Source organism: Psychroserpens ponticola, from assembly GCF_023556315.2.
Taxonomy (GTDB): domain Bacteria; phylum Bacteroidota; class Bacteroidia; order Flavobacteriales; family Flavobacteriaceae; genus Psychroserpens; species Psychroserpens ponticola.
The window spans coordinates 3,720,532-3,742,419 of record NZ_CP116221.1; the positions used below are offsets into that span (position 1 = coordinate 3,720,532).

Genomic DNA, 21,888 nt, shown 5'->3' on the forward strand with positions numbered 1-21,888 from the left:
TTTTGTTTTATTGAGATGCTAAATATTCATTTAAATTTTTATGTCTTTGTATAATTTCATAGTTAGGAGATGAAATTGAATAGAAGTCACGTACAATTTTATGTTTGTTCTCCTCTAAGATTTCAGCAAAACCCGAAGCACCTTGAGCGCTTTTTAAGCCATGAACAACAACAAATGTAGTGTTGCTGTCATATACATCAATAGATGTGGTTAAATCAAAGTAAGCCACCTTAGAAACTGCATCATTTAGTTTTGCTACAAATGCATTGATTTCATCTTTTTGATTCGCTTCAAAAGGATATAATACATTAAAATGTGTTGCGTCATTATTATCACTAAATTCTTTTCTAGCCAAAAGTGGTATTACTTCTCTCAAGATGACTTCTGCACGCTTTCCTTCCTCTGAATTTGGATATGTTAAAGCAATATAATTAACGCCTTCTTTATAATCTTCAAAACCAAACAAACGCCCTTTTGCTGAGGCTTTTAATATTTCAAATTTTGGAACTGTGACATCGCCTTCAAACTTTATAATATTAGCTTCTGCACTAGAAATGACTTCGGCATATTCTTGGTTATTGAATTTTGCGTAAAGCGCTTCATAAATCCGTTCAGGACTATTTTCATCTTTAGCAAATTCTGAAGAAGGGTTTAACAAAATCTGAGCATATCTTGAATCAGGATGATCAGAAATAATCTCATTCTTTATAGTATCTGCTTTGCCATCTAAACCAAGCTCAACATATATTTTATATAAATTGTACTTTGAAGGCAATACTAAACGCTCCTCAGGATTGTTAAGTAATAGCTTTTCTAATTTATCTTGAGCAAGCTCATACTCTTTAAATTTTTCTTTATAAATAGAGCCTAATTGGTAATAGGCAAAATTTCTATCTTTACTGATACTATCTATTACTTTTTGATCTGAAGGAATTTTAGAGATATAAAACTCTGGATCAAATAATTCTTCATTTGTTGCTAAACTATCAACAGCACCTGATTGTTGATTTTTAGCTTTGTTTATTGCACTGCTCGAAAGTCGCCAGTTATCTTTAAGTTCTCGATCTCCCCAAATTTTTACAAACTCATTTTTACCAAAAGATAAGGTGGTTTGGTTATAGAAATAGAAATTTTGTTTTCCGTTTTTAGCGTTTGGATCTGCTCTTTGAGATTTACCAACTTTATTATTATCAGTAGTCGCCATTCCTGTACTTACTCGCTCAGCAGCTTCTGCTTTTTCTTGTGCTTCTTTAGCTTTCGCTTTTAAATCATTAGTATACGCTGTGAAAATCTCTAATCTATCTGCATCTGATAGACTTACTAAATTTAAAATACTATCGTTATCCTGAGCGATATCTTCATAGTAGATTACATCTTCTAAATTTTCTCGCTTCTTTTTTATAACTCTATATGGTTTTGAATTTAATTTTTGATTGGTCATTGTGCTATCATAATAAGCACCTGCTGCTCTATAATTAGCTTCATCAAAATTCATATCACCAAGCGTAGAATAATCATAAGATTTTAATAATTTATCACCTGTATTCGTTCTTAATGACTTGTTGTAATAAACTACTGCCATAGAATCTGAAGCATTAGCTCTGTGATATTCTGCAATGTGATAGTAAATTTTATCAAGGAATGGACGATTTTCACGATTCTCCTCTATGTCTGTAAGATATTCTTCAAATTCTAATTTATCTCCAGTTTCCATATCAAAGTTTGTCACTTTGGCTAGATGCGCATTAATGTAATATGGTCTTGGGATTTTTCGATGCATGTCTATAATTTTATCGAAAACTAAGTTGGCACTATCTTTTTGTCCAAACTCATTATATAACTGACCAATTATAAAATTATATCTTGCTTTTTCTCTATTCTTCTTAGTGTATTCCGCAGCAACTTTTAGTTGAGTTAACGCACTATCTTTTGATTTAATGTTAATATATGCCTGAGCCATGATTGCCGTAGCATCAGCTAAATCCTGGTCTTCTAATTCTTCTTGATCTAAAAGGCGTTTAAGATTTTTAAGTGCTAATTCGTTGTTCTCTAAACGAATATTCGTTTTTTCTCTCCACACTTTAGCGGTATTGATTTTATCACTAGCAGGATACTTGTATAAAATATAATTGAAAGCTTCTATTGCAGGTATAAATCGTTGGTCAAAATAACGCGCTTCTCCTAAAAGTAAATACGCTTCATCAATTTGAGGGTTATACTCTTTCCCCTTAATATTCATCCCATGCTTTTGAACAGCTTTGATTGCTTTTTCTTCAGCACGTTCAAAATCTTGGTTTTTAGATTGTCCTGGTAAGAAGATATCTTCTGCTTCCTGCATACGTTCAATGGTCAGTAATTCCCAGAAGTTATCAGTAGCAGCATTATCTACAGTTTCTCTCCCTTGTTCAAGAGCAATATGACCATTATATAGAATGTTGTATTTGGTGCCTAATGCATGAAAATTTCTATTTATAAATGAGTCTTTTTTGCGTGAACAACTTGTAACTACAAGGGCTACACAAAAAATAGAAATTATGATTTTAAACGATGTATTCAACGTGGTTGTGTTTGGTTAAGGTATTAACTAAAAACGACTACAAATATTATGTAATGCTGTAAAAATAAGCATCTTTTTGAATTATCGTCTAAAAATGCATGCTTTTTAGATGTCTTGCCTGGGCTTAAGCTAGCTCAGGGCCTGCAAAATGAGCCTCCAACTCCTTCAATGTTTCAGTGCTAGTCGCTAAATCTTTAATGATTTCACCTTTTTCTAACACTACAATACGCTCACAAACATCTGTAACATGAAGTAAGTCATGGCTTGAAATTAATACAGTTATGCCTTGTTTTTCGGCTAAATTTTTAATAATCTGTTTTAATCTAATTTGAGTCGTTGGATCTAAATTAGCAAAAGGTTCGTCTAAAATAATAACTTCAGGATTACCTATAAGTGCTGCAACGATACCAACCTTTTTCTGATTACCTTTACTTAAATCACGTAGGTATTTTTTCTGATTTAAAATTTCATCATGGAAAAAATCTGAAAACTGAGCAATTAAAGCATCTACATCAGCTTTATTTTGCCCACGAAGTTCACCAATAAAATAGAAGTATTCTTCAGGTGTTAAATAACCAATCAGAAACGTTTCATCAATAAATGCAGATGTAAAAGGTTTCCAGTCTTCACTTTCATGAACCAAAACACCATTATTTTCAATGTGTCCAGTTGTCGGTTGAATTAAGTCTAGTAACAAACTAAAATAGGTTGTTTTTCCTGCGCCATTATTTCCTACTAATCCAAAACTTTGACCTTTTGGAATGTCAAGGTTTGCAATATTAAGAACTTTCTTGTCTTTATATGTTTTTGAAAGGTTTGATGTTGTTATCATAATTAATTTGTCTGTTTATAAGCATTTAAGGTTTTATACTTTTCAGATTTATATATTTTTTCAATAATATCAAAAACCTTGTTTCTAAATAATAATCCTGCTAATCCTGCTATTGCAACTAAAGCAAATCCGAATAATTCTCCAACTGCAAAATGGCCAATGGCATATAATATCATAGGTAAAACCAATTTTGGTAAGGTTAGCAATAATGTTTTTATATTAAACGATTTCTTGTCGCCAAACGCTTTTTTATTAGATGTTAAATCAATAGGCGTTTTAATATAAGCTCCGCCCCAAAGTACAATATGTGCATTAACTCCAACATTGTAAATTCCTCCAACAAGCACAGCAGCATAAGCTTGCCAGCCAAAATAGAGATAGAATGAAGCGATAATCGTTGATGCAATTGTAGCAATAACAATCAAATACCATTTAGATGAAATATACTCTTTATACTTAATGTTTTGACTCATCATTAATGGATAATATGCGCTGTCCCAACTTGGAACAAATTGACCAAAACTAAATAAGAAGCCACCTGTAACAAAAATTCCAGCAAAAACTCTCCAAAATGGACCATCATAAGCTTCAACAGCACCTGTGAAAAATAATAATCCATAGAAAAGGAAAAGAACACTCAACATTAAAGTAGTTTTCGATCTCTTATTTCTTTTAATAAGCTTTATGTCATTTTTTAAAAATGTTGACACGCTTCCAAATCTATTTAACCAAGTTAAATCTTCGGTTTGAGCGGTTACACTTTTCTTTGCTAATCCTGCATCTAAATAAAAGTGCTTTCTGAAATAATTAAATGCAATTTTATATAAAACTATAGCCAAAACAATGGTAATTATTGCCAAATATGGATGGTTATAAAATGCTTGAAAAATTGGTGCTGTATATGTTGTAATATCAAATATTTCATAATATGTTAAGCCAAAAAGTACGATAACTGATCCAAGAATTCCGTAGAAAACAACGTCTTTATTATTTACAAAAACATTAATAAAATTATTACAAAAGATGAGTCCTAAAATTGCCAAATGCCAACCCAAAACATTAATTAACGGATAACCTTCAATAATTAAAACAATAGAAAATGGAATAAAAAAGAAGGCATGAACACTATTAAAAAAAGAAATAACTGTTTTATTTAAAGCAAAATTGATCACCTTACTCTTTTTTAAAGGCAAATACAATAATGGTTTAATGTTAATGATTGGCATATTTTGTAAAAAATACCGAATCAAAAGGTCAACAATAATGTAAAAAATTAAAAACCTATTAACGACTTCTAAAGGGTCTGTTTCAAGATATTTTTCAATGATATAGAATGCTCCAACTCCTAATCCTAGAAAATACATAATCATCATAAACGCACCTAATAGCATTACTATTTTTAATGCTAAATTCATTTTAAATGATGCCGATCTAAAAAAAGATTTCCACTCTAAGCTAATAAAACGTTTGATCATAGTTTTTGGTTGTATTACAAAGGTTAGTAATATTAACACACTTTTTGTTACAAACAAAACTAAAATCAATGTTCGATTTCTTATTTTTGAAAGCCATAAATGGGCATTTATTAATAATACTGTTTAGCAAATTGCAATAATCTATTTTTTTTATTGACAGCTTGTTAGTTTTAAATCAGCATAAAAAACAATACCATGTCAAAATTTCATTCACTCAAAATAAAAAATTTAGAACGTATCACTGAAGAATCTATAGCTATAAGTTTTGATATTCCTGAACATTTAAAAACTGATTTCGCTTTTAAATCCGGACAATATATTACGTTAAAAACTATAATAAATGGCAACGAAATTAGACGCGATTACTCGTTATGCTCTTCACCAAAAAGTGGAGAAATAAAAGTTGCTGTAAAAGAGGTTGAAGATGGAACATTTTCAGCGTATGCAAATAAACAACTTAAGATAGGTGATGTTTTAGATGTTGCAACACCAAAAGGGCATTTTGTTTTTGAACCCAATGATTCTAAAACAAAACACATTGCTGCATTTGCAGCAGGAAGCGGAATTACTCCTGTATTAAGTATTATTAAATGTGCTTTAGAAGAAGAAGTGAAAAGCAATGTTGTTCTTGTTTATGGAAATAAAAAAACGAAAGACACTATGTTTTTAGACGAATTGTTGCAATTACAACATCAATATAGTGATCGATTTGCCATTCAATTTGTGTTTAGTCAAACCCAAGAAGACGATGCAATTTTTGGTAGAATTGAGAAAAGCACAGTTAATTTAGTTGTAAAAAACAAATACAAGCATCTTGATATTGATGCATTTTACCTTTGTGGTCCTGAAGGAATGATTAATACTGTTAAAGGTGTTTTAGAAGAACATAACGTCAATAAAGACACCATACATTATGAACTTTTTAAAGCCTCAAAACCTACAGTTATTAGTACTGAAGGCGTTGCTAGTGGTAACACAAAAGTTACAATAATTCTAGATGATGAGACAACAGACTTCGAGATGCCTCAAAAACAAACCATTCTTGAAGCCGCTTTAGATAAAGATATTGATGCTCCTTACTCATGTCAAGGTGGAATTTGTAGTAGTTGTATTGCAAGAATCACAGAAGGTGAAGCAAAAATGAGGCAAAATAATATTCTAACTGATGGCGAATTGGCTGAAGGTTTAATTTTAACATGTCAAGCACAACCAACTACAGAAAAAATCACAGTTGATTATGATGATGTTTAATTTATTAAAAACGAACTTAGTCTGATAAAACTACCTTTAAACTGAAATAAAAGACATTTTATCGAATATTTGGAAGTTATTCTTACAAACGTTTGATGCTAAAATTTAAACAAAATACCTTTAGCAAAAGATTAGAACGCTATTTTCATTTGGGATTATCTAAGAGTTCTTAATCAGAGCCTTATTCTTAAGAATAAGGCTTTTTTTTTATTTAATAATCATTTTGATTTTATCTAGAATATCCTCGGGTGAAATAGTACTAAAAATACTATCATAACCTATTGGAAATGAATTACCATATACCGAAGTTGGAATTTTTGGGTATTGTACTCGATTAGCTAATACAGCATTATTTAAATCTTGATTAAATGGAGAAAAACCAGCAAACGGATGCGTAACTCCCCAAACTGTTAAAACTTTCACACCTTGCATTGCTGCTAAATGTGCATTTCCAGAATCCATAGAGATCATCAACTTTAGGTTTGAAATGATATCCAATTCATCATTAAAATTTAGTTTTCCAGCAAGATTGATAACATTGTCATTTTTATCTGCAATAATTTGAAGTTGATTTGCTTCAGCACCATTAGCTCCAAAAAGTAAAATTTTATATTTTTCTGAAAGTGCTTCAATAACTATTTGCATTTGAGGCAAAGGATAGGCTTTTCCTTTAAATGCTGCAAAAGGCGCTATACCAATACATGATTTTGAATCATTACCAATTAAATCAATACTCTTGGAGGTTAATTTTGAAGGTTCAGGGAATTTTGGATTTGATAAATCAATTAAATAGCCTAAATGTTCAAAAACATCAGCATAACGTTGATGTGTTGTTTTCAACTGTTCAAATATTTTTCCAGAAATCAATGCTTTTTTTTCAGCTCTACCTTTATCAATTTGAACAACTTTTTTTCCGAAAAAAAAGAATTTCAAAATGTTACTACGTAAAACATTATGCAAATCTGCAACACTATCTAAACCCGTTTTCTTAAGAGTTTTTGAAAGTTTATACAAGCCTAAAACTCCTTTATGCTCACCTTTTATATCAGCTTCAACAACAGATACATTTGCCAAATCTCTAAACATAGGTTTAAAAAATGCTTTGGTTAACACTGTTATTTTTAAGGCTGGATATTGATTTGTTAATGCCCTTAACACAGGAACAGTCATCGCTACGTCACCCATTGCTGAGAGACGAATGACTAAGAGGTGTTCAGGTTTTTTAGACATAAATGAATAATTATGTCATGTTGAGCTTTTAGGAATCTCATTCATAAAGATTCTTCACTTTGCTCTGAATGACTGCTATTTATTTTTGCGAACGCAAGACTGGATTTAACTCATCGTCGTTGTACATTTTCATCTGTTTGTATACTTTCATATACTTGTCACCTTTACTAATATCATTTAAAAGTGTATCTATTGCAGTCGATAAATCAACTCGTTGCTCTAGTAAAATATTAAGTTTTGTCTGACAAGCTGCTCTATGAGCATCTGAAGCATTCTCGCGAGTTGCTTCTTCATTCATATGATATACTTTTAATGCCAAAATTGATAATCTGTCAACTCCCCAAGCAGGACTTTCGGTATTAATAGTTGCGTCCGTTTTAACCGTAACATCTTTGTATTTTTCAAGAAAGTAGCTGTCAATAAATTCTACCATATCTGTTCTGTCTTGATTTGAAGCGTCTATTTGACGTTTTAGTGTTAAGGCAGCAACAGGATCTATTTGAGGATCACGAATAATATCTTCGTAATGCCATTGAACAGTATCTATCCAGCACTTTCTATATAATAAATGTTCTAATAAATTAGAGTCTTTATCATATACATTTGTAAAGGGTTGATCAACAGTATTAATGATGTGGTATTTTTCAATAACCTCTTGAAATATCTTATTTGCGCTTTCTGAAAACATAATCTTTAAATTTAAAGTGCAAATATAGAAGTAATTATTAACTTTATCTCCCATAAAAACACACTATGAACATTCATAATCTTTCTGAGTCCAATTCTATTTTAAATTCTTTTATCGCTGAAATTAGAGACGTTTCTATTCAGCAAGACCGTATGCGTTTCAGAAGAAACATTGAGCGCATAGGTGAAGTTTTAGGATATGAAATGAGTAAGACTTTAGAATTTAAGACAAAAAATATCAAAACACCTTTAGGAGAAAAGCCTACTGATATTTATCAAAACGACATTGTATTATGTTCAATTTTAAGAGCAGGTGTCCCATTACATAATGGGCTATTAAATTATTTTGATGATGCAGAAAACGCATTTATTTCGGCATATAGACACCATAAACATGATCCTGAAACCTTTGAGATTGTTGTAGAATACCTTGCTTGCCCTGATTTAAGCGGAAAAACTTTAATACTAGCAGATCCTATGTTGGCTACTGGTCAATCTATGGTAGCTACTTTTGAAGCTTTAAAACCTTTTGGAACTCCTAAAGAAATTCATCTGGTAAGTGTTATTGGTGCACAAGCAGGTGTCGATTTTGTTAACTCACATTTTGATGATGATTCTCATTTATGGATTGCTACAATTGATGAGCAGCTAAATGACAAAGGGTATATAATTCCAGGTCTTGGAGATGCAGGCGATTTGGCTTTTGGAAAAAAATTACAACAATAATGTAATGATTGGAACCAATAACAAAATCCATAATAAGCTTTCTTTAAACCATTTTTCTGAAATCACTTCTAAGTAATTAGTCATAATTATAGCTAAAGGAGCAAAAAGAAAAACAAACTCGCTTCCACTTTTTATAGGAGAAACAATAATAATAACTAAACCAATTATTGCTGCAATAACAATTAATGAAAACGATGGTCTTGAACTTTTTGTTTTAGACTTTAGATTCTTGATATAATAAAAAAGCGACCATACTCCAAAAGATAATAAAATTGTCGTTCCAATGATAATTCGCTTAGAGTTTAAGGTGCTAAAATCGAAACTCACATCTATAAGGTTATTAAAAAAACTATAGATATCAATACTCATCAAAATCATGTATGATGCTGCTATAGCAGCTACGGTTGAAATTCCTATTAATGGAATCAACCAATTTTTTAATTCTGTAATCACAAACAAAACTAAAGCAACGAGAATCAAAATAAAAAATAATGCTGACCAAAAGTAAAATAGCGAGGCAATAGTTATCCAGAATGATGCATCAAAAAGTTTCTTTTTAATTTCTTTTTTAGATCTTAAGCTTATAATACGTCTTAGCGCAAAGAGTATAAAAAGATTAGCTATTACTGTTTTAGAATTCATCAGTGTTTCTGGCAATACAGCTATAAATAAAACAAACAATAAAATAGTATAACTGTTTTTTTTTGTGAGGTTGTTTTTATTAACTAAAAAATCTAACACAAAAACCGCAAACAAACACACTCCAAAAAGAAGGATTTGCTTAGTGATTAAAAGTGTATTTAACTCCATATCAAACGTCATATACTTTGTAACCACAAAAATCACAAGAAGTATAGCGCTAACGACTACAAAGTTTATGGGTTTCGACTGACTAAAAAATTTTGATATCATTAATTAAGTGAAAAAGTAAAAAGACAACACTAATATTTATAGATTTTTTCAGTTTTAAATTGAAAAAACGTAATTTTGTATTGTAAAGATATAATTTAAACCTACAACTGTATTAATTTTTAGACTAATGAAAGACTTTTTTTACGCAATAGAAGACTTATTTGTAAACGTTTTATTCTTACCATTCGATGCTTTAAGAGCACTTGAATTAGAAAATTGGTGGTCAGCAAATTTCATGTCTTGGACATTTATTGTTATTGGTATTGTTGCCTTTACTTACTGGATGCTTGAATTAAAAAAACAAAGTAAAACCGGAGAAGAAGATAAAAGCATTACATCGCATTCTTATTTATAAATCGAAACCAATATCCTTACGATAATACATCTTATCAAAATGTAATTGATTTATATTTTGATAGGATTTTTTTATGGCCTCTTCATATGTGTTACCATAAGACGTGATTGTCATAACACGTCCTCCAGAAGTAACTACTTTTTCGTTTTTTGTAATAGCTCCAGCGTGAAATACTAAAGAATCTTTAACCTTTTCTAGACCTGTTATTGCTTTACCTTTCTCATACGCTTCAGGATAACCTCCAGAAACCAACATTACTGTTGTTGCAGCTCTTTCATCTATTTCTAGATTAATTTCATTGAGACGTTCTTCGGAAATGGCTTTGAAAATTTCGACTAAATCTGTTTTTAATCTAGGCAATACAACTTCTGTTTCGGGATCACCCATTCTAACATTATATTCTATTACTTTTGGATCATCTCCCACTTTTATCAATCCTATAAACACAAAGCCTTTATAGGGTAAATTATCTTTTTGAAGTCCGTTAATTGTAGGCTTAACAACCCGTTCTTCAATTTTATTTAGAAATTCTTCTGTAGCAAATGGTACTGGAGAAACAGCTCCCATTCCACCTGTATTTAAACCAGTATCTCCTTCTCCAATTCGTTTATAATCTTTAGCAGTAGGTAGAATTTTATAATTCTTACCATCAGTTAAAACAAAGCAACTAAGCTCAATTCCGTCTAAAAACTCTTCAATCACAACTTTTGAGCTTGCCACTCCAAATTTAGCATTAACTAACATGTTCTTAAGTTCTGTTTTTGCTTCATTTAAATCATTAAGAATTAATACACCTTTTCCTGCTGCCAATCCATCGGCTTTTAAAACATATGGAGGATTCAACGTGTCTAGAAAAGTGTAACCTTCTTCAACATTTGAAGCATCGAAACTTTGGTAAGCAGCTGTAGGTATATTGTGTCTGTACAAAAATTCTTTAGCAAATTCTTTACTTCCTTCAAGCTCTGCTGCTGCTTTTTGAGGGCCAATTACAGCAACATGTTTAAGTTGTGTGTCGTTTAAAAAGAAGTCATGAATTCCTTGTACCAATGGGTCTTCTGGACCAACAACGACCATATCAATTTGATGAGCTAAAACTGTTGTTTTAATCGCTTGAAAATCTGTAACCTTAATATCTAAATTTTGAGCTATACTATTAGTACCTGAATTACCTGGAGCCACATAAAGCGAGTTACATAAAGAGCTTTGAGCTATTTTCCAAGCGAAAGTATGCTCTCTTCCGCCAGAGCCAAGAATTAAAATGTTCATGTAATTTGTTCTTTGCACAAAAATAATTGGTTTTAACTTGAAAAAACAATTAATTTACACAAACCTTAATTGTATTCTAAAATCTTGCGTTTATTCGATTTTTCTTTAAAAATGAATGGCTTTCCAATTGATAAAGCAAAGCTTGCTTTGTCAAAAATTCAAAATATAGATCGTGCTGAATTTGATCACTACATAAAAAAGCAAAGAGATGCAATTATTTCACATCATTTAGAGCATACCGCTTTTTATAAATCACTTGGAACATCTATTCAGTTAGATAATTGGGACACTGTTCCAATCATGACGAAATCTGATTTACAGCATTCTCTTGAACAGCGTTTATCTGAAGGATATACAAAATCTAATGTATATATAAACAAAACCTCTGGTTCATCTGGAGACCCATTTGTTTTTGCAAAAGATAAATTCTGTCATGCATTAACTTGGGCAGTTATACAAGATCGATTCCGTTGGTTTGCATTAGATTTCAACAGTTCAAAGCAAGCGCGTTTTTATGGTATTCCACTCGATAAAAAAGGGTATTATAAAGAGCGATTTAAAGATGTTTTAAGCAATCGTTTGCGGTTTTCAGTTTTTGATTTAAGTGATGATGCATTTGAAAAACTTCTAAAAAAATTTGAAACAATTCCTTTTGAGTATATTAATGGTTATACAAGTGCTATTGTTCAGTTTGCAAAATTTTTAAAACGAAAAAATATTATTTTAAAAGATATATGTCCTAGTTTAAATGCTTGTGTTGTCACCTCTGAAATGCTTTTTTACAACGACAAAAAATTACTTAAAAATCAGCTAGGCATCGCAATCATAAACGAATATGGAGCCTCAGAACTTGATTTAATTGCATTTCAAAATAAAGACGATCAGTGGCAAGTGAACAGTGAAACTTTATTTGTAGAAATCTTAGATCAAAACAACAAACCTTTGCCTTATGGAGAGGAAGGTCGTATTGTTATTACCTCTTTATATAATAAGGCACATCCATTTATTCGCTACGATATTGGTGATGTTGGAATCTTATCAAAATCAAGTACGTTACAAAAACCAATACTTGAAAAATTAGTAGGTAGAACTAATGATATTGCTATATTACCAAGCGGAAAAAGAGCCGCTGGATTAACCTTTTACTATATCACCAAAACACTTATTGAAGATGATGGTAATGTAAAAGAATTTATCATAGAACAACTAAAAACAGATACTTTTAAGATTTTGTATTCTAGTGATAAAGAATTGTCTAGTGAAAAGATGAACATTATAAAAAAAGAAATGGAGCGTTATTTAGAGCCAGGAATTAAGATTATTTTTAAACAAGAACAAAAACTAGCGCGATCTAAAAGTGGAAAATTAAGACAATTCACCTCACATATAAAACACGGTTTATAATGAAGAAAGTGCTTATTATTACAAGCTATTTCCCTCCGGAAACTGGAGCAGCTTCAAACCGAATTTTTCATTTAGCTGAGGGCTTAAAAAGTCACGACTTTAATGTTTCGGTATTGACTCCTTTACCAAACTATCCAACAGGTCAAATCTTTAAAGCATATAAAGGACGATTTAAACATACCTCATCTGAAAATGGAATCATAATTAACAGGCTATGGATTTATGCTAGCAATTCAAAAAACAAATTATTACGATTAATCGCAATGTTATCTTATAGTTTAAGTTTGGTTTGGTTTTTTATGTGGAATAAAATGCCAAAAACCGTAATTGTTCAGTCTCCTCCACTTTTAGTTGCTTTTACATGCATGTTGTTTCTTAAATCTAAAAAACGACAACTCATTTTAAATGTAAGCGATCTATGGCCAATAGCAGGTTTAGAATTAGGAGCCTTTAAAAAGAATTTTAGCTATAACGTTCTTGAACGAATTGAACATTTTAATTACAAAAGGGCAGATTTAGTTTTGGGTCAAAGTGAAGAAATATTATCTCATATCACTTCTATTTATTCAGAGAAGAAAACTTTTTTGTATCGCAACTTTCCCGATTTTAAAAGTCCAAATTTATATGAAAATCCTCCTCATGAAAAATTGAAAATTGTTTATGCAGGTTTACTTGGTATAGCACAAGGCATTTATAAGTTATGTCAAGAATTAGATTACAGTACTATTGAATTTCATATTTACGGTTCTGGAGCTGAACAAGCGAAAATTGAAACTTATATTTTGAATCATCCCGAATTACCAATTGTATATCATGGGCAAGTTTCAAGAAGCGAATTACACGAAGTTCTATTACAATATGATATTACAATTATACCGCTCTTAAAACGGATTTATGGATCTGTACCTTCTAAGATTTTTGAATATGCAAAGTTAGGATTGCCAATGCTATATTTTGGAGGTGGGGAAGGTGAAAGTATAATAAAAAAACATGAATTAGGTTGGGTAGCAGAAGCTGGAAATTATCATAATTTAAATGCGATTATTAATTCTATTGAACTAAACATGATTTCGGAAGATCTGCGTAAAAAAATTGTAGAAAATGGCAAAAAAGAATTTGATTTCAAAAATCAATTAGAACGATTAAAGGCTATCATTTAATAGGCTTTTTCTTCACCATTTACAGCATTTACAAAGGTTTTGGTGATGATTTTAAGATCTAAAAGAAGCGACCAATTTTCTATATAAAATATATCGTATTTAACACGACCAATAATATCTTTATCGGTTTCCACTTCACCTCTAAATCCGCTAATTTGTGCTAAACCGGTTATGCCTGGTTTTACAAAGTGTCTTACCATAAATTTATCAATTTTTTTGGCATACATGTTAGTATGGCTAACCATATGAGGTCTTGGCCCAACTACAGACATATCTCCAAAAAGCACATTAAAAAATTGTGGTAATTCGTCTATACTTGTCTTTCTAATAAATCTTCCAATTTTGGTGATTCTTTGATCTCCTCGTGTGGCTTGATAAAGGTGAGCATTTTTATTAGGTGTCATAGATCTAAATTTATAACAATCAAATTCCTTATAATTAAACCCATTTCTTGATTGTTTAAAAAACACTGGTCCTTTTGATTCCATTTTAATTAAAATAGCAATCAAAGGAGTTAACCATGATAATAAAAAAATGATAACCAAGCTTGAAAACACAATATCAAACATGCGTTTTATGACGGTATTAAATGGCTCTTCTAAAGGAATATCTCTTAAGGTTAAAATAGGAATATAGTCATAGTATTCATATTTCAGTTTTTTAGAATGAATCTCTTTATTATCTGGTAAGAATTTTAATATCTTAAGATTGTTATCTGCAAAATCTGTTACTTCGCTAATTTGACTATTTGTAAGTTCAGATATTGAACAGTAAATTTCATCAATAGCCTCTTCTTTAATGTACTGAAAACAACTCTCTAAGTTAACAGATTTTTTGTCTTTAAAACTGAATGTCTTTTTATGGACATATCCATATTCAGGGTTTTTATTAAAGAAGTTTTCAAGAGCTAAGGTTTTTTTATTCAACCCAAATATTACCGTTTTTCTATAATTTCCTCCAAAAGACACTCTATACTTTTGAAGCAAATAATATAATGCAAACTTAAAGGAGGTTATGCAGAGAAAGCTAATTAGAATATAATTAAAAACTGTTCTTGTATTGATATTAAGATTGTGGTAAAATCCTGAAAACGCAAAAACAATTAATGTAAAAAGCACCATTTGCCTTAAAGCTAGTGAGAAAATTGTAACCTCTCTGGTGTATCTATATACTTCGTAAAAGTTTGAATATATTGAAAGAATGATCCATGACACTGAAGCAAAAAGAATAAACATTTGTGGATCGATGTCCTTGAAAAAATAAAGAATAGCCAATGCGTTAATGATACTTAAATCAATTAAGTATGAAATTGGTCTTAAATACCCTGAATATCTTCCTTGTTTAAATAAGCTCAATTTATATCTTTATATGTTTAGAAAAATCTCTATGTTCTCTTTTAAATAAATCTTCTTGAGAAAGGCTCTTAAAATATTCAAACGTTTTAAGCATTCCTTCTTCTCGTTGTGTTTTAGGTTCCCAATCCAATAGTTTTTTTGCCAAACTTATATCTGGTTTTCTTTGCATTGGATCATTCACAGGAAGGTCTTTATAAATTACCTTCTGATCTGTATTGGTTAATTTAATAATTTCTTCAGCAAAATCACTTATTGAAATTTCATTTGGGTTACCAATATTTACAGGATAAACATAGTCACTAAAAAGCAATCTAAAAATCCCTTCTACTTGATCATCAATATAACAAAATGAACGCGTTTGTGAACCATCACCAAAAATAGTTAGATCTTCTCCTCGCAGTGCTTGACCCATAAATGCAGGAATAACTCTTCCATCATTTAGGCGCATTCGTGGACCATATGTATTAAAAATACGAACGATTCTAGTTTCAACACCATGAAATCTGTGGTAAGCCATTGTAATAGATTCTTGAAAACGTTTGGCTTCATCATAAACACCTCTTGGGCCAATTGTATTTACATTTCCGTAATAATCTTCTGTTTGTGGATGCACCAATGGATCTCCATAAACTTCAGAAGTAGATGCAATTAACAATCTGGCCTTTTTTGCTTTTGCTAATCCTAATAGATTATGTGTGCCCAACGAACCTACTTTAAGAGTTTGGATAGGGATTTTTAAATAATCTATTGGACTTGCAGGAGATGCAAAGTGTAATATATAATGCAATTCACCTTCAATTGAAATGTGTTCAGTTACATCATGTTCAATAAATTCAAAATTAGGATTGCTTTTTAATTGTTTAATATTTTTCTTGTCACCAGTAATAAAATTATCCATTCCAATAACATAGAATCCTTCTAATAAAAACCTATCACATAAATGTGATCCTAAAAAGCCTGCGGCTCCTGTTATGAGAACTTTTTTCATAGTGTCGCTACTTTTCTTCCTATTGATGTATAATGAAATCCTTCATTTTCAACTTCTTTTATATCATAAAGATTTCTTCCATCGAAAATAACTGGAGCTTTCATTCGCTCTTTTAGTAAATTAAATTTAGGGGTTCTAAAGATACTCCATTCAGTACAAATGATTAATGCATCGACATCTTTAATAGTATCATACATGTTAGAAGTGTAATTAATTTTGTCGCCTAGTTTCTTTTCAACATTTGGCATTGCTTCTGGGTCAAAAACATTAATGTTTGCACCATGTTTAAGTAATTCCTCAATTATATACAGTGCTGGTGCTTCTCTAATATCATCCGTTTCTGGTTTAAAAGCAAGTCCCCAAACACCAAAAGTTTTACCCTTTAAATCAGTATTATAATATGATAAAATCTTAGGTATTAGAATTGTTTTTTGAGCACTATTAACTTTTATAACAGAATTTAAAATTTCAAAATCATAGTTATTGTCTTTTCCAGATTTGTGTAAGGCTTTAACATCTTTTGGAAAACAAGAACCTCCATAACCAATGCCTGGAAACAGAAATCGTTTCCCGATTCTGGAGTCTGATCCCATTCCAATTCTAACCATATCTACATCTGCACCAACTTTTTCACAAAAATTAGCGACTTCATTCATAAAGGTGATTTTTGTAGCAAGAAACGAATTTGCAGCATATTTTGTTAATTCTGCCGAACGTTCATCCATAATTAAAATAGGATTTCCAGAACGCACAAATGGTTTGTAAAGTTTTTGCATGAGCTTAGTTGCTTTTTCAGAACTTGAACCTATTACGATACGTTCAGGCTTTAAAAAATCATCTACGGCAAATCCTTCTCTTAAAAACTCTGGATTAGATACGACATCAAAATCTATGTCAGTTTCTTTTTCAATTGCCGCTTTCACTCTATCTGAAGTACCTACAGGAACAGTGCTTTTATCAACAATAACTTTATAGTTTTTTATATGCTTTCCTATTTCTTTTGCAACACCTAAAACATAGGAAAGGTCTGCAGAGCCATCTTCATCTTCAGGAGTTGGTAGAGCTAAAAAGATAATTTCGCCATGCTCAAGCCCTTCTAATAAAGAGGTAGAGAACTTAAGCCGACTCGCTTTTATATTTCTTTCAAATAACACATCTAGGTACGGCTCATAAATTGGCACTTCACCTTGTTGCATTTGTTTAACTTTATTTGCATCAATATCAATACAAAGAACTTCGTTACCAGTTTCTGCAAGACATGTTCCTGTAACTAAACCTACGTAACCTGTTCCAATTACTGAAATTTTCATAATTATTATTTGTTGTAAAAATATAAAAGATTATGGTATTTATTAAACTTATGCCTCTATATTATGAAAGAAGAAATCCTTATTACATTGAGTCATTATAGACTTTAAAACACTGGTTTAATACCACTAAATAAATTGCAACTGAAGCATTTAAAAAAAAGTTTCCAGATATAAAGACTAGAAAAAATAATATACTTAAGAAGTACACATTTGTTTTGTTAAATTTAAAATTAAAAAACCATTTTTTAAAACTTATAAGGTATATCGTCATTCCTATCAATCCAAAAAAGTAAGCCATATCAAAAAAGCTCATTTGTGGTCTTGAAGAGACATCATTAATGCCTCCAAATAAATAATTAAAGATTGTCCAGTTATTATCTATAAAGGGTAATGTTTTATTAATTAGAAGTTGGTCTCGATAAGAAAGTAGTGCTGTCATAAAACCATTAGTTTTTCTAATTTGACTAAAGGTTTCCCATATAAAAAAAACATAATACGTCCCAAATAAGCTAACCAATCCAATTAAAATACTGCTAATAATTTTAATTTTTTTAGAAGTAAACTTTACAATATAAATAGCTACCAATAATACTAAAATTATATAAAGTGACTTAGTGCCAATTAACAGACATGATATAAGTATTATCAAAGGCTTCAAGCTTAATAAAAATCTTGATTTGTATCTAAAAAACAAATACACTAGAATTGTAAAGTAGGCATACGTTGAAGTTGCAGAAGACACAAAAAGACCATTATAACCAAATCTTTGACCTAGATAAGTTTTGAAAATAGCAACATTAAAAAGGAACCCAATAACAATGAATATTGAATTAATTAAAATTAAAGTTTCAAAAACCTTAAATAACGTTTCAGATTGTTTTGAATTTGAGACATAAAAATGTGTATAAGCTAGTAATACTATTAAAAAACAATATTTCACAAAAAAATTAACCACTAATGGATCAAACTTGGGTTGAATACAAAGCTGTCCTATTAAAAAACAAATAGCAATTAAACCTATTTGAATCATTACTTTTTTATTCATAATTAAGATGATGGCTAAGGTTATTAAAATGATTGTTTTAATCCCTTTTGGAAGAATTGTAGCATGTCTTAATGATGACATGATAATCTTCCCGTAAGCTTCACTAATAAAAAATATAACCAGTAAAACTGCAAGTCCTCTGTCTTTTAAAAAATGATATATTTTAAAAAAGTTTGTCATGTTTTAACCTTTTTATTACTACAATAAATAAGACCTATTAAAAGTGAAAAATATTTAATTCCAAGCTCTCTTTCAAGTAGACTTTCAGTTAGACAAGCAAGAGAAAATAAGGTTAATAAAACAATATAAAATGATTGATTTTTAACAACTGCTTTTCTGAAAACAAAAAATAACACATAAAGAAATGTAAAAAAGCCTAATAAACCATATGCTCCTAAATATTCTACAAATTGATTATGAGCATTATGGCTTTCAGCATAAGCATTCATTTGATTGGTCTTTTTATAATAAGCCTTTCGAATATTATTATCGTAACCAGTTCCTGAGCCAAAAATAATATTCTGCTTAAAGGCTTCGAAAGTTGCATCTAATCGTTGAAATCGCTTGTCTCCAAATTCTTCATCATAAAGATTAAGTGTTGTATAAAATTTTCTTTCAATAAACGATGTTCGGTCGTCATTTGATAATGATGTTGTTACTAAAATAGATGTTAATATGATTATTGTTAATAGGCCAAGAATTACCTTCCAATTCTTTTTATAAACGAAAAATATAATTGATAAAATTAATAATGACAATAATGAATTTCTTGCCGCAAGGTTAAATAAAAATAATAGAAAAACTAAACCTGTTATAGATGCAACTGTTTTTTTAAATGAATTTTGCTTGTTGTATATGTAGTTTGAAAACAAATATAATATAGATGCGACCAACATTAACCCTAAATATGGAGGATGAATATCAATGATTCTAGTTAAAAATTCATTGCTTCTCTTCCATTCTAACACATTTAATAAAGGTTCATTATTTCTAATAACTGCTGAAATAGAATTTGTCCAACAAATTACTATTGCTATTGAACAACCTAATATAAGCGCTTTAAACACTAAGTTTTCAATGTTTTTACTTGAAATCTTAGACAAGACTATGAGCACTAAAGGTAAAAACAGTAAGGTAAGTAATCTTATGGCTTGTTCAAATGCTTTTCCAGCATCTTCTGCATATATAAGTCCGATGAGTTTTAAAATAAACAGGAATGCAGGAATGAACAATAAAAGTGAATTTTCTTTTACATAAGATTTCAGTTTTAATTGATACACTTTATACAAAGTAACAGCGGTAACTGAAATCAAAAACCAAGTGTTTACGTTCTCATTAATTGGTAATGTTAACACAAAAACCATTAACAAGAATTCCTCTATGCTATACTTAAAAAGGTATTGTTTAAGCTTAGACATTATAATTTATTATTGTTTCTATTTGTAAACGCTGTTTCATTTCTAATGTTAATACTAACGTTTGTGTTTCTATTTTCTTATTAAATGAGGAAGAATACCAACCCAATGGAGCGTTTTTGTCTCCTCTTACAAGTTTTTTATTGTTAAAGAATTCATTTTTTAATTGAATTTTTTTATTGTCATGTTCTAAAATTAACGATCCATCGCTAGATTCAATAATGTTCACATTGGGATGAAAATGCAAATAGAATGACACATTTTTATTCTTATTAGTATCAGAAGTTAAAGTATCTATAATCGTGATGTTTTGATGTTGTTTTTCAACGGAAAAGTGTCTGCTGTGAATAACGTTTTCAGAATTAAAAGCATTGGTTGTTCCTTTACAGGACGATTCTTGATTAGAAGAAGTAAAGCCATCTATAGTTGTTTCAGGACAATTAATCCAACTCATTCTTCCATTGTTTGTGGCATGTTGCTTATGGTTTACAGAAATCGTATTATGTGCTGTTATGCCTCTAAAATAATCTCTCCAAAAGGTTTTATTTGAATGGTATTGATAGGTTCCCGAATCTATAATAAAAGGACGGTTTTCTATTTGCAAATTAAAATGAAAAATATCTGAATGACCATGAGCTGCAGAAATAGTATCACCAATTGGTCCCATATCAATTGATAGTTTCATTTTTTTATCATGATCATAAATAAAACAATATCCTGAATTCTCAAATATTGTATCAGCTTCTAATTTTTTTGATGCTTTACTTTGATATGCACTTCCAAAAATTAAATAGTTTCGGAAATCAAATGTATTATTGACGTTAAAACTCGTGTTAAAAAGATGGTTTGATGTCTTTAATTGCGATTCAAATAATGAAAACCCTTCCGCAAAATAAGGATTGATAACGCAACCTTCATCATTGTCGCCAAATACAGTATCAATGTTATAATACTGAACATGTTCAGTGAATTTAAAAAGTGATTTTAATGCATTTGACGTTTCAATTGGAATTTGATGATTGGATTGTTTCAAGAATGTCAACCCTATTAAAACTTGATCGGTAACTTCGGCGTGATATCTGGGACAAAGTTCCATGTGAACGCCATCATTATTGACTTGTTTTTCAATTTGTTCGTAAAACATTTTAATCCAACGTCTTGACTCCTTTTCTTCAATATTACAATACGAACTTATAATGACAAGTCCCATCAATTCTGCCATTAAATGGTTATTTGCTGAAGAAAATAATGAAAGGTGATGTTTTAAATACTTGTAATTATAGGCTAATTGTTGACGTATTTCTTCATCAATAGTTTGGGTTAATTTATCAAAATGATTTAAGATGAAATGCGTGTAAATCAAGTTAACCGTTCTTATGCCAATTTCAATACCTGATGTCCAATGAATCGAATTTAAAAATGGATTCTGAAGCGACCAATCGGTTAGTATTTTTTCTAGTGCATTGCTATTTTTAGAATGGTCATCTACAGCAATTTCGAAAGCTAAAAAGGGTAAAAATTCAAATCTTGAAAGTTCTGCAACAAATTTTATATCTCCATTTTTATTAAAATCTTGCCGTTTTATTTTTCCATAATAATCAATAGGAGAAACGATATTGTTATGATAGTCTTTTCGCCATTCTGATACTTCAAAAATATTAACTTCGGTATTAAACAAATGAAAATTAGGTGAGAAAGGATGTGCCTTAAAATGTTGTTCAATGTCGTTTTTATGGTATGGAACTGACTTGAATTCTGAATTTAATTGTAAACGCTTAAGTTTAGAATTGGCTTGAAATTTTCCTAAAATATGAGATTGAATAAATTGAGGCAGCCTAAAAAGGACAACTTCTTTAATACTCATTAACTTGAGTCTATTATAATACCATTTTAGTTTATTCAAAATTGATGTCAGTATTT

18 protein-coding genes are annotated in these 21,888 nt (G+C 30.3%); 5 read left to right on the forward strand and 13 right to left on the reverse strand.

All coding sequences use genetic code 11. From position 1 onward, the window contains the following. Positions 1–7 precede the first annotated feature (7 nt). From porW to MUN68_RS16375, 3 genes are all read right to left on the reverse strand, one after another. A complete protein-coding gene (gene porW, locus MUN68_RS16365; protein WP_249992941.1) occupies positions 8–2,557 on the reverse strand; it encodes a type IX secretion system periplasmic lipoprotein PorW/SprE in 2,550 nt (849 codons plus the stop codon). Between the two features lie 124 nt (positions 2,558–2,681). After that, positions 2,682–3,389, reverse strand: coding sequence for an ABC transporter ATP-binding protein (locus tag MUN68_RS16370; protein WP_249992940.1), 708 nt, complete (start codon positions 3,387–3,389; stop codon positions 2,682–2,684). Positions 3,390–3,391: 2 nt separating this feature from the next. Then, positions 3,392–4,864 carry a DUF5687 family protein gene (locus tag MUN68_RS16375; RefSeq protein ID WP_249992939.1) on the reverse strand — a complete coding sequence of 491 codons (1,473 nt, stop codon included), beginning with the start codon at positions 4,862–4,864 and terminating at the stop codon, positions 3,392–3,394. A 195-nt stretch (positions 4,865–5,059) separates the two neighbouring features. Here MUN68_RS16375 and MUN68_RS16380 point away from each other — a divergent pair, with 195 nt between their 5' ends. Then, positions 5,060–6,115 (forward strand): ferredoxin--NADP reductase, encoded by a 1,056-nt coding sequence (locus MUN68_RS16380; protein ID WP_249992937.1) that lies wholly within the window; start codon positions 5,060–5,062, stop codon positions 6,113–6,115. 207 nt (positions 6,116–6,322) lie between these two features. Here the strand turns inward: MUN68_RS16380 and MUN68_RS16385 are convergent, their stop codons facing one another. Both MUN68_RS16385 and MUN68_RS16390 read right to left on the reverse strand, forming a co-directional pair. Next, positions 6,323–7,345 carry a glycosyltransferase family 9 protein gene (locus MUN68_RS16385; protein ID WP_249992935.1) on the reverse strand — a complete coding sequence of 341 codons (1,023 nt, stop codon included), beginning with the start codon at positions 7,343–7,345 and terminating at the stop codon, positions 6,323–6,325. A 79-nt stretch (positions 7,346–7,424) separates the two neighbouring features. After that, a complete protein-coding gene (locus tag MUN68_RS16390; RefSeq protein WP_249992934.1) occupies positions 7,425–8,033 on the reverse strand; it encodes a DUF4254 domain-containing protein in 609 nt (202 codons plus the stop codon). Between the two features lie 65 nt (positions 8,034–8,098). Here MUN68_RS16390 and upp point away from each other — a divergent pair, with 65 nt between their 5' ends. Further along, positions 8,099–8,758: a uracil phosphoribosyltransferase gene (gene upp / locus MUN68_RS16395; protein WP_249992933.1), complete on the forward strand. Its 660-nt coding sequence runs from the start codon at positions 8,099–8,101 to the stop codon at positions 8,756–8,758. Here the strand turns inward: upp and MUN68_RS16400 are convergent. Continuing rightward, the gene (locus tag MUN68_RS16400) at positions 8,747–9,670 is read right to left on the reverse strand and encodes a DUF6427 family protein (protein ID WP_249992932.1); all 924 of its coding nucleotides are present in this window, start codon (positions 9,668–9,670) and stop codon (positions 8,747–8,749) included. The two genes, upp and MUN68_RS16400, sit on opposite strands and share 12 nt — an antisense overlap. Positions 9,671–9,797: 127 nt before the next feature. On the opposite strand from MUN68_RS16400, the gene MUN68_RS16405 reads away from it, so the two are divergent. After that, entirely contained in the window at positions 9,798–10,025 is a 228-nt protein-coding gene (locus MUN68_RS16405) for a DUF6341 family protein (RefSeq protein WP_249992931.1), read from the forward strand. Here the strand turns inward: MUN68_RS16405 and purD are convergent. Beyond that, entirely contained in the window at positions 10,020–11,291 is a 1,272-nt protein-coding gene (gene purD / locus MUN68_RS16410; protein ID WP_249992929.1) for a phosphoribosylamine--glycine ligase, read from the reverse strand. The two genes, MUN68_RS16405 and purD, sit on opposite strands and share 6 nt — an antisense overlap. A 111-nt stretch (positions 11,292–11,402) precedes the next feature. Between purD and MUN68_RS16415 the strand changes: the two genes are divergently transcribed. Together MUN68_RS16415 and MUN68_RS16420 are read left to right on the forward strand one after the other, a co-directional pair. Next, entirely contained in the window at positions 11,403–12,695 is a 1,293-nt protein-coding gene (locus MUN68_RS16415) for a phenylacetate--CoA ligase family protein (protein WP_249992928.1), read from the forward strand. Beyond that, entirely contained in the window at positions 12,695–13,855 is a 1,161-nt protein-coding gene (locus MUN68_RS16420) for a glycosyltransferase family 4 protein (RefSeq protein ID WP_249992927.1), read from the forward strand. Before MUN68_RS16415 ends, MUN68_RS16420 begins: the two co-directional genes overlap by 1 nt. Here the strand turns inward: MUN68_RS16420 and MUN68_RS16425 are convergent. The 6 genes from MUN68_RS16425 to MUN68_RS16450 all read right to left on the reverse strand — a co-directional run bounded on the left by MUN68_RS16425 (position 13,852) and on the right by MUN68_RS16450 (position 21,832). Beyond that, on the reverse strand, positions 13,852–15,210 hold the full coding sequence (locus tag MUN68_RS16425) for an undecaprenyl-phosphate glucose phosphotransferase (RefSeq protein ID WP_249992924.1): 1,359 nt from the start codon (positions 15,208–15,210) through the stop codon (positions 13,852–13,854). The genes MUN68_RS16420 and MUN68_RS16425 overlap by 4 nt on opposite strands. A gap of 1 nt (position 15,211) precedes the next feature. Next, positions 15,212–16,198 carry a UDP-glucuronic acid decarboxylase family protein gene (locus tag MUN68_RS16430; RefSeq protein WP_249992922.1) on the reverse strand — a complete coding sequence of 329 codons (987 nt, stop codon included), beginning with the start codon at positions 16,196–16,198 and terminating at the stop codon, positions 15,212–15,214. After that, complete coding sequence (locus MUN68_RS16435; protein WP_249992919.1) at positions 16,195–17,508, reverse strand: UDP-glucose dehydrogenase family protein; 1,314 nt, start codon at positions 17,506–17,508, stop codon at positions 16,195–16,197. The genes MUN68_RS16430 and MUN68_RS16435 overlap by 4 nt, the downstream gene beginning before the upstream one ends. 82 nt (positions 17,509–17,590) lie before the next feature. After that, positions 17,591–18,733, reverse strand: coding sequence for a hypothetical protein (locus tag MUN68_RS16440; RefSeq protein WP_249992915.1), 1,143 nt, complete (start codon positions 18,731–18,733; stop codon positions 17,591–17,593). Further along, positions 18,730–19,971, reverse strand: a complete 1,242-nt coding sequence (locus MUN68_RS16445; RefSeq protein WP_249992912.1) for an O-antigen ligase family protein — start codon at positions 19,969–19,971, stop codon at positions 18,730–18,732. Before MUN68_RS16445 ends, MUN68_RS16440 begins: the two co-directional genes overlap by 4 nt. After that, positions 19,964–21,832, reverse strand: coding sequence for an alginate lyase family protein (locus tag MUN68_RS16450; protein WP_249992910.1), 1,869 nt, complete (start codon positions 21,830–21,832; stop codon positions 19,964–19,966). Before MUN68_RS16450 ends, MUN68_RS16445 begins: the two co-directional genes overlap by 8 nt. Positions 21,833–21,888: the final 56 nt, after the last annotated feature.